The organism is Quadrisphaera sp. GCM10027208, assembly GCF_042658805.1.
Lineage (GTDB): Bacteria > Actinomycetota > Actinomycetes > Actinomycetales > SCSIO-59966 > SCSIO-59966.
The window spans coordinates 478,995-488,028 of sequence record NZ_JBHSRC010000003.1 but is presented as its reverse complement, the minus strand read 5'-3'; the positions used below and the strand labels follow the sequence as shown (position 1 = coordinate 488,028).

8 protein-coding genes are annotated in these 9,034 nt (G+C 74.6%); 5 read left to right on the top strand and 3 right to left on the bottom strand.

The features are described 5' to 3' along the window. The 4 genes from ACFP6A_RS07675 to ACFP6A_RS07660 form a co-directional block, all read left to right on the top strand. The coding region (locus ACFP6A_RS07675; RefSeq protein WP_379602874.1) for a phosphoribosyltransferase family protein at positions 1-338 on the top strand (338 nt) is incomplete at its 5' end. 114 nt (positions 339-452) lie between these two features. Further along, the gene (gene hpf / locus ACFP6A_RS07670; RefSeq protein ID WP_379602873.1) at positions 453-1,133 is read left to right on the top strand and encodes a ribosome hibernation-promoting factor, HPF/YfiA family; all 681 of its coding nucleotides are present in this window, start codon (positions 453-455) and stop codon (positions 1,131-1,133) included. Positions 1,134-1,289: 156 nt separating this feature from the next. Beyond that, positions 1,290-2,000 (top strand): response regulator, encoded by a 711-nt coding sequence (locus ACFP6A_RS07665; protein WP_379602919.1) that lies wholly within the window; start codon positions 1,290-1,292, stop codon positions 1,998-2,000. A gap of 42 nt (positions 2,001-2,042) precedes the next feature. After that, positions 2,043-3,362, top strand: a complete 1,320-nt coding sequence (locus ACFP6A_RS07660) for a winged helix-turn-helix domain-containing protein (protein WP_379602871.1) — start codon at positions 2,043-2,045, stop codon at positions 3,360-3,362. Here ACFP6A_RS07660 and ACFP6A_RS07655 read toward each other — a convergent pair. Then, on the bottom strand, positions 3,265-4,395 hold the full coding sequence (locus ACFP6A_RS07655; protein ID WP_379602869.1) for a GNAT family N-acetyltransferase: 1,131 nt from the start codon (positions 4,393-4,395) through the stop codon (positions 3,265-3,267). The two genes, ACFP6A_RS07660 and ACFP6A_RS07655, sit on opposite strands and share 98 nt — an antisense overlap. Before the next feature lie 133 nt (positions 4,396-4,528). Between ACFP6A_RS07655 and secA the strand changes: the two genes are divergently transcribed. Then, the gene (gene secA / locus ACFP6A_RS07650; RefSeq protein ID WP_379602868.1) at positions 4,529-7,273 is read left to right on the top strand and encodes a preprotein translocase subunit SecA; all 2,745 of its coding nucleotides are present in this window, start codon (positions 4,529-4,531) and stop codon (positions 7,271-7,273) included. A gap of 3 nt (positions 7,274-7,276) precedes the next feature. Here secA and ACFP6A_RS07645 read toward each other — a convergent pair whose 3' ends face one another. After that, positions 7,277-7,834: an Rv3235 family protein gene (locus ACFP6A_RS07645; protein WP_379602867.1), complete on the bottom strand. Its 558-nt coding sequence runs from the start codon at positions 7,832-7,834 to the stop codon at positions 7,277-7,279. Continuing rightward, on the bottom strand, positions 7,831-8,715 hold the full coding sequence (locus ACFP6A_RS07640) for a LysM peptidoglycan-binding domain-containing protein (RefSeq protein ID WP_379602865.1): 885 nt from the start codon (positions 8,713-8,715) through the stop codon (positions 7,831-7,833). Before ACFP6A_RS07640 ends, ACFP6A_RS07645 begins: the two co-directional genes overlap by 4 nt. Positions 8,716-9,034 lie beyond the last annotated feature (319 nt).

Below are 9,034 nucleotides of genomic sequence, written 5' to 3'. Positions count from 1 at the left end.
GGCGCAGCGCCCGCGCCCTGCGGGCCGCCGACCTCGACGCCCTCGCCGCGCCCGTGCTGCGCCCGGCCCGCCGGGTCCACGACCAGGCCGGGCTCGGGGCGCGGCAGCGGGCGGCCAACCTGGCCGGGGCGCTGCGGCTGCGCCGCGGCGTCGACCCGGCCCGGCTGCGGGCCGCCGCGGCGGTCGTCCTCGTCGACGACGTCGTCACCACCGGGTCCACGCTGGCCGAGGCCGCACGGGTGCTGCGAGCCACCGGTGCGGCGCCGGTGCAGGCCGCCGTCGTCGCCGCCACCAGGCGGCGTGTCGTCCGGGTGCCGCCCGGGGGTGGGAGGGTCTAGCGTTCCGCCATGGCAGCCCTGTCCCGTGAGCACCTCAGTCCCGTGAGCACCTGTATCCCCTGAGCACCTGTATCCCCTGAGCACCTGTATCCCCTGAGCACGTGGAGGACACTCGTGGAGATCGTCATCACCGCCAGGCACACCGACGTCGCCGACCGGTTCCGCCGCCACGCGCAGGACAAGCTGTCCAAGGTCGAACAGCTCGCGCCCCGGGCCAGCCGCCTCGACGTCGAGATCAGTCACGAGAACAACCGGCGGCAGGCGAGCCAGTGCGAGCGCGTCGAGCTGACCGTGCGTGACAAGGGCCCGGTCATCCGGGCCGAGGCCTGCGCCGACGACCTCTACGCCGCCCTGGACCTCGCCCACGCCAAGCTCCTGGAGCGGCTGCGCCGGGCCCGCGACCGGCGCAAGGTGCACCACGGCCGGCGCACCCCGACCGCGGTGCACGAGGCCACCGGTCCGCTGGCGGAGGCCGCCCTCGACGAGGACGCCGCGCAGGACGGCACCGGCACCGTCGCGCAGGACGGCGCGGCCGAGCACCCGCTGGACGCGATCGGCAACTCCCCGGTGGTGATCCGGGAGAAGACCCACAGCGCCCGGCCGATGACCCTCGAGGACGCGCTGTACGAGATGGAGCTCGTCGGCCACGACTTCTACCTGTTCGTCGACGCCGCCAACGGCTGCCCCAGCGTGGTCTACCGCCGGCGCGGCTGGAGCTACGGGGTGATCCGGCTCGACAGCGACGGGACCGGGGAGGCCGCTGAGCCCGCCGAGGAGCAGGTGGCCGCCGGCTGAGCACCCGCTGTCGCGGCACCCGCCCCGTCGGGCGCGGGTGCCGCGGACCTGCTCGCACCGGGCGGTCCCCGGTGCCACGATGGGCGCAGTACCCCCGGCGCGCCGTCCGACCCGCCGGGGGCCGCCCCTGGAGGGAGCGCTGCGGTGGCGCACGAGATGCGATCACGGGGGCAGGCCGGCGTCGCGGGACCCGGCCCGGCGGGGGAGTCGATCCGGGTGCTGGTCGTCGACGACCACGCCCTGTACCGGCGCGGCCTGGAGATGGTGCTGGCCGCCGAGCCGGACGTCGAGATCGTCGGCGAGGCCGGGGACGGTGCCCAGGCCGTCCGGCTCGCCGAGGAGCTGCTGCCCGACGTCGTCCTCATGGACCTGCGGATGCCGCGCCGCTCCGGCGTCGAGGCCTGCTCCGAGATCCGGGCCTCCGCCCCCACCGTCAAGATCATCATCTTGACGATCAGCGACGACGAGGCCGACCTGTTCGACGCCGTGCGCGCCGGGGCGAGCGGCTACCTGCTCAAGGACGTCCCCGGCGAGCAGATCGCCGACGGCATCCGCGCCGTCCACGGCGGGCAGTCGCTGATCAGTCCGTCGATGGCCTCCGCGCTGCTCGCCGAGTTCGCCGCGCTCAGCCGGCGCGCCGAGGACCGGCCGGCGTCCGTGCCGGTGCCGAGCCTGACCGACCGGGAGATGCAGGTGCTGCGCCTGCTCGGCCGGGGGATGGCCAACCGGGACATCGCCCGCGAGCTCGTGATCAGCGAGAACACGGTGAAGAACCACGTCCGCAACATCCTGGAGAAGCTGCAGCTGCACTCCCGGATGGAGGCGGTGGTGTTCGCCGTCCGGCGCAAGATCCTCGATCTCGGCTGACTCTGCTGTCTGACTGACCCGGTCGCCACCTCCCGCCGGGGCGTGGCAGAGTCCCAGGCCGTGCCCGTCCGGACGTCGCTGTCGCTCGCGCAGGCCCGCCGGGTCGCCCTGGCCGCTCAGGGGCTGGCCGAGCCGCGGCCCGCCGCGCCGACGATGCGGCACCTGCAGCGGGTCGTCGACCGGGTCGGCCTGCTGCAGATCGACTCGGTCAACGTGCTGACCCGCAGCCACTACCTGCCGCTGTTCAGCCGGCTCGGCCGCTACGACACCGACCTGCTGCACCGGGCCGCGGGCCGCAGCCCCCGCCGGCTCGTCGAGTACTGGGCGCACGAGGCGTCGTTCGTCGCGCCGCAGACCCACCGGCTGCTGCGCTGGCGGATGGCCCGGCACGCCGAGGACGCCTGGGGCGGCATGGTGCAGGTGGCCCGGGACCACCCCGACCTCGTCGCCGCGGTGCTCGCCGAGGTCACCGACCGGGGCCCGTTGACGGCGCGGGAGATCGAGGCGGCGCTCGAGCACGACGTCCCGCGCCGCTCCGACGGCTGGGGCTGGAACTGGTCGGCGGTGAAACGGGCGGCCGAGCACCTGTTCTGGGCGGGCCGGCTCACCGCCCACAGCCGGACGCCGCAGTTCGAGCGCCGCTACGACCTGCCGGAGCGGGTCCTCCCGGCGGCCGTCCACGCCGCACCCGACCCGGACCCCGCGGACGCCGTCCGGGACCTGGTCCGGATCGCCGCGCGCGCCCACGGGGTGGCCACCGAGGCGGACCTGCGCGACTACTTCCGGCTGCGCGGCCCGGCACCTCGGCAGGCGGTCGCCGAGCTCGTCGACGCCGGTGAGCTGGTCCCCGTCCAGGTCGAGGGGTGGGACCGGCCGGCCTGGCTGCACCGGGACGCCCGGGTGCCGCGCCAGGTCGACGCGAGGGCGCTGCTCAGCCCGTTCGACTCCCTGGTGTTCTTCCGCGAGCGCACCGAGGCGCTGTTCGCCTTCCGGTACCGGCTGGAGATCTACGTGCCCGCCGGCCGGCGGGTGCACGGCTACTACGTCCTGCCGTTCCTGCTCGGGGACCGGCTGGTGGCCCGCGTCGACCTCAAGGCCGACCGGGTGGCCGGGGTGCTGCGGGTGCAGGCCGCGTGGGCGCAGCCCGACGCCCCGGCCGGGACCGCCGCGGCACTGGTCGACGAGCTGGCCGAGATGGCCGGCTGGCTCGGGCTGGACCGGGTCGAGGTCGCCGGCCGCGGCGACCTCGACCTGTCGGGGGTGCTCAGCCCAGCTCGCTGGCCAGCAGGTCGTAGCGCAGGAAGTCCCGTCGACTGCCGTCGCGCAGCACCTCGGCGGACCGGTCGCGTCCGGCCGGCGTGAACCCGGCCCGCTGCGCGGCCCGCTGGGAGGCGGTGTTGCCGTCGGCGACCCGCAGGCCCACCCGGTGCAGGCCCAGCCCGCCGTCCTCGGCCGGCAGCAGGGCGTGCCGGGCGGCCAGCCGCGCCGCCGTCGCGGCCACGCCGCGGCCCCGTTCGGCGGGGTGCACCCAGTACCCGACCTCGGCGCTGCCGACCCGCAGGTCGACGTCCGTGAGGCTCACCACGCCGAGCAGCCGGTCGTCCTCGGCGTCGGCGACCGCCCAGTACACCCCGGTGCCGGAGGCGTGCTGCTCCTCGCGGTCGGCGAGGTAGCGGACGGCGTCGGCGACCGTGTAGGGGGAGGGCAGGCCGGGCAGCCAGTACTGGCACTGCGGGTCGGCGCAGGCCTGCGCGATCCGGACGGCGTCCTCGTCGACGTGCCGGCGCAGCACGACGGCGGCGCCGCGCCGGTGGTCGGCGACGACTCGGGGGACGTCGAACCACGGGGCGGTCGGGCGCATGACGTCCCCGGCGGTGATCGTGCCGATCCAGGCGTCCCGCCGCCGGCCGCGCTGGACCTCCAGGGCGCGGACGGTCCCCTCGACCCGGAACCCGGTCGCCCACGCCACCCGCCGCGACGCCCAGTTGCCCACGTACGCCCGCCACTGCACGACGTCCAGGCCCAGGTCGGAGAACCCCCAGACCAGGGCCATCCGCACCGCCCCGGACATCACCCCGCGGCCCCGGGCCGCAGGGTGCAGGCCGAACCCGATCAGCGCGCCGCCGACGCCGTCCGGGCGCAGTCCGACCTGGCCGGCGTACCGGCCGTCGGCCTCCACGACGAACGTCAGCTCCGCGCCGTCCGCCGGGCCCTGCTCCCACCGGCGGCGGCAGGACTCGATCCACGCCCGGGCGTCGGCGAGCCGGTAGGGCGTGGGTGCCGTCGTCCAGCGCTCGCTGTCGGGGTCGCGGTGCTGCTCGACGAGGGCGTCGGCGTCGTCGTCCCGGTGGCCGCGCAGGGTGAGCGGTCCGTCGGTCAGCGTGGGGGCGGGCACGGTGCGACCCTGGCACACGTCCCCGAGCACCGGCACCCCGGTCAGTCGGAGCCTGGCCCCCGTCAGTGCGCGTCTACGATGGCCGGGGCTGCCGCAGCGGCGGCCGACGTGGACCGACCCCGGGAGAACCTCCGTGCCTGCCATCCTCGACAAGCTGCTCCGCGCCGGCGAGGGCCGCATCGTCAAGCGGCTGCACGGCCTGGCCCAGCAGGTCAACGCGCTGGAGGAGGACTTCGTCCGGCTCTCCGACGCCGAGCTGCGCGAGGAGACCGACCGGTTCAAGGCCCGGATCGCCGACGGCGAGGCCCTCGACCACCTGCTGCCCGAGGCGTTCGCCAACGTCCGGGAGGCGGCCCGCCGCTCCCTGGGCCAGCGGCACTTCGACGTCCAGCTCATGGGCGGCGCCGCCCTGCACCTGGGCAACATCGCCGAGATGAAGACCGGTGAGGGCAAGACCCTCGTCGCCACCCTGCCGGCGTACCTCAACGCGCTGACCGGCAAGGGCGTGCACGTCGTCACCGTCAACGACTACCTCGCCTCCTACCAGAGCGACCTCATGGGCCGGGTGTACCGGTTCCTCGGCCTGACCTCGGCGTGCGTGCTCGACGGGATGCGCCCTGACGAGCGCCGCGTCGCCTACGCCGCCGACATCACCTACGGCACGAACACCCAGTTCGGGTTCGACTACCTGCGCGACAACATGGCCTGGAACGCCGCCGAGCTGGTCCAGCGCGGCCACCACTTCGCCATCGTCGACGAGGTCGACTCGATCCTCATCGACGAGGCCCGCACCCCGCTGATCATCTCCGGCCCGGCGACCGGTGACGCGAGCAAGTGGTTCGGCGAGTTCGCGAAGATCGCCCTGCGGCTCACCCGGGACGAGGACTACGAGGTCGACGAGAAGAAGCGCACCGTCGGCATCCTGGAGTCCGGGATCGAGAAGGTCGAGGACTACCTCGGCATCGACAACCTCTACGACGCCGTCAACACCCCGTACGTCGGGTACCTCAACAACGCGGTCAAGGCCAAGGAGCTCTACAAGCGGGACAAGGACTACGTCGTCGTCGACGGCGAGGTCCTCATCGTCGACGAGCACACCGGCCGCATCCTCGCCGGCCGCCGCTACAACGAGGGCATGCACCAGGCCATCGAGGCCAAGGAGGGGGTGGAGATCAAGGCCGAGAACCAGACCCTGGCCACCATCACCCTGCAGAACTACTTCCGGATGTACGACAAGCTCTCCGGGATGACCGGCACGGCGATGACCGAGGCGGCAGAGTTCACCTCCATCTACTCGCTCGGTGTCGTGCCGATCCCGACGAACCGGCCGATGATCCGCAAGGACCAGCCGGACCTCGTCTACAAGACCGAGGTGGCCAAGTTCGACGCCGTCGTCGAGGACATCGCCGAGCGGCACCGGGCCGGCCAGCCGGTCCTCGTCGGCACGACGAGCGTCGAGAAGAGCGAGTACCTGTCGAAGAAGCTGCACGAGAAGCGGATCCCGCACGAGGTGCTCAACGCCAAGCAGCACGAGCGGGAGGCGGCGATCGTCGCGATGGCCGGGCGCAAGGGCGCGGTCACCGTCGCGACGAACATGGCCGGCCGTGGTACCGACATCATGCTCGGCGGCAACGCCGAGTTCATGGCCGTCGCCGAGCTCGCGGCCCGGGGCCTGGATCCGGCCGAGAACGCCGAGGAGTACGAGGCCGCCTGGCCCGACGCGCTGGAGAAGGCGCAGCAGGCCGTCGCCGCCGAGCACGAGGAGGTCACCGAGCTCGGTGGGCTGTACGTGCTGGGTACCGAGCGGCACGAGTCCCGCCGGATCGACAACCAGCTGCGCGGCCGCTCCGGGCGCCAGGGCGACCCGGGGGAGTCCCGGTTCTACCTCTCCCTCACCGACGACCTCATGCGGCTGTTCAACTCCGCGGTCGCCGAGTCCCTGCTGACCCGGGCCGGCATCCCGGACGACGTCCCGCTGGAGTCCAAGATGGTCTCCCGGGCGATCCAGAGCGCGCAGAGCCAGGTCGAGGCCCGCAACTTCGAGATCCGCAAGAACGTCCTGAAGTACGACGACGTCCTCAACCGCCAGCGCGAGGTGATCTACGCCGAGCGGCGCCGGGTGCTCGAGGGGGAGGACCTGCACGAGCAGGTCCGGCACTTCATCGACGACGTCGTCACCAGCTACGTCACGGCCGCCACCGCCGAGGGGTTCGCCGAGGAGTGGGACCTCGACCAGCTGTGGAGCGCGCTGCGGACCCTCTACCCGGTGTCGCTGACCGTCGAGGAGGTCGTGGAGGAGGCCGGCGGGCGCGAGCGGCTCACCGCGGCCGGCCTGGCCGAGGAGCTGCGCTCGGACGCCCAGCTGGCGTACACGGCCCGCGAGGAGCAGGTCGGCTCGGCGGCGATGCGGGAGCTCGAGCGCCGCGTCGTGCTGTCGGTGCTGGACCGCAAGTGGCGCGAGCACCTCTACGAGATGGACTACCTGCAGGAGGGCATCTCGCTGCGGGCGATGGCGCAGCGTGACCCGCTGGTGGAGTACCAGCGGGAGGGCTACCAGCTCTTCCAGGCGATGACCGAGGCCATCAAGGAGGAGTCGGTCGGGTACCTGTTCAACCTGGAGGTCCAGGTCTCCGCGCCCGCCGAGCAGGAGGGTGCGATGCACACCGGTGCGGCGCCGGTCCTCGTCGCCAAGGGCCTCGTCGGTCCGGAGCGTCCGGCCCGGCTGCAGTACACGGCCCCGACCGTGGACGGCGAGGGGGACGTCGAGGTGCGCACCGAGGGGGACGGCGCAGCCGGTGGGACGTCCGGGTCGGACGCCGCGGGCGGCTCCCGCCGGGAGCGCCGGGCCGCGCAGCGGCGGGCCCGGCGCAAGGGCTGAGCCTCAGCCCATCTCCAGGGCGGTGGCCCGCCAGCGTCCGTCGAGCCCTTCGAGGCGCAGGGCCACGGCACGCACCCGGCCGCGGTCGACGACGACGGCGCTCGCCTCTACCACGCCGGGGACCGGCTCGGTCGTGTGCACCGAGCGGACCACCGCGCGGCGCACCGGTGCCCGCTCCTGACGCCCCGGCACCGACGTCGACGTCGGTGGCCGGCGCAGCCGGGCGGCCAGCGCGGCGCGGCGCTGCAGCGCCGCGTAGACGTCCGCGGACAGCCAGCGGACGAGCTGACCGGCGGGGCGGGTCCCGGCGAGCACCTCGACGACGGCCTGGACCACCGCCCCGGCGACCTCCCGCGGGTCCGGCAGCCGGTCTGGGGACGTCGGCTGCGGCCCGGCCCAGGCGTCGGCGGCCGGGTCCGGCTGCGTGCTCGCCGAGAACGTCAGGTCGAGCATGTGCTGCTGGTGCGCCGACGCCGACGCCGCCGGCGCCCGGGTCAGCCGGGTGCTGGGGAACGGCTCGCTGACCGGCACCGGCAGCCGGCGCAGCGTCGGGGCGCTCATGAGCCGGCCGCCGGCGGCACGAGCCGCTGACCGGGCAGCAGCAGGTCGGGGTCCGGGCCGATCACGTCACGGTTGGCCGCCCACCAGCGGGGCCACTCGGCGGCGATCTCGGCGGCGCCCGCGCCCGCGGGCAGGGACCGGGCGGCGATGTCCCACAGGGTGTCCCCGCGGCGGACGACGACGGCGTCCTCGGAGCGCAGGTGGGCCCGCGCCGGTGCGGCCTCGGACGCCGGCAGCGACGCGGCCGGCTGGGTCGCCGTCGGTCGTGGTGCCGGGTCCGGTGCCCGCGCGGGGGTCCACCCCGTGGCCGCCCGCCAGCCGGGGTCGAACGGGTCCTGCCAGGCCGGTGACTCCGCGGCGTGCTCCGTGGCCTGCTCCGTGGCGGGCTGCGTGGCCAGCTCTGTGACCACGACCAGCGCCTCGGTGGCGGCAGGGGCCGGTACCGCACCGGCCGCTCCCGCCGTCCCGCACGCGATCCCCATGCCCAGGACCGCGGCGACGAGGCGCTGGGTGGCCCGTGGCGCCGTCGCGGCCGCCCGGCGTACGGGGACAGGTGCCGGCGTCCCGGCGCGAGTGGCGAGCAGGTCCACCGCGGTGAGCGCGGCGCCGGCGACCAGCCACAGCGTGCCGAGGCCGACGGCCACGGTGCCCACCGCGACCACGGCCTGGGTCAACCCGGCCGGGCTGGCGGCCGGCACCCCACCGGCGACCAGCCCGGCGACGTCCGCCGTCCCGGCCCGGACGGCCGCGATCCCGGCGGTCGCGCCTGCCGCGAGCCCCGCGGTCAGCACCCCCAGCCGGGCCCACGGCGTCCCCGCGCCCGCCGTCCTGCCGCTGCGGCCCGGTCCGCCCGTCCGCGCCCTGCTCGTCGTCCTGACCATGTGCGTACCCCGTCACTAGCAGCCGTTTGATGCTGTTTGCTGTGCGACAGGTATAGACGGTTCAGGACGATGCGTCTAGCCGACGTTGAGTGGCTGTGGATGACTGGCGTGGGACGACGGAGCTCCCCCACCCCCTCGCGCTCAGCCGGACATCCCTCTTCGTGATCATGCAATCCCGCCACCCATCCCGCCACCCATCCCGCCGCCCTCCCGTTCGCAGAATGCTGGGTTGTGGGCGCGACACGCCGGCCAAGCTGTGCCGAACGCAGCATTCTGTGGGGCAGGCGCGTGACCTGGTAGGTGGCGGGATTGCATGATC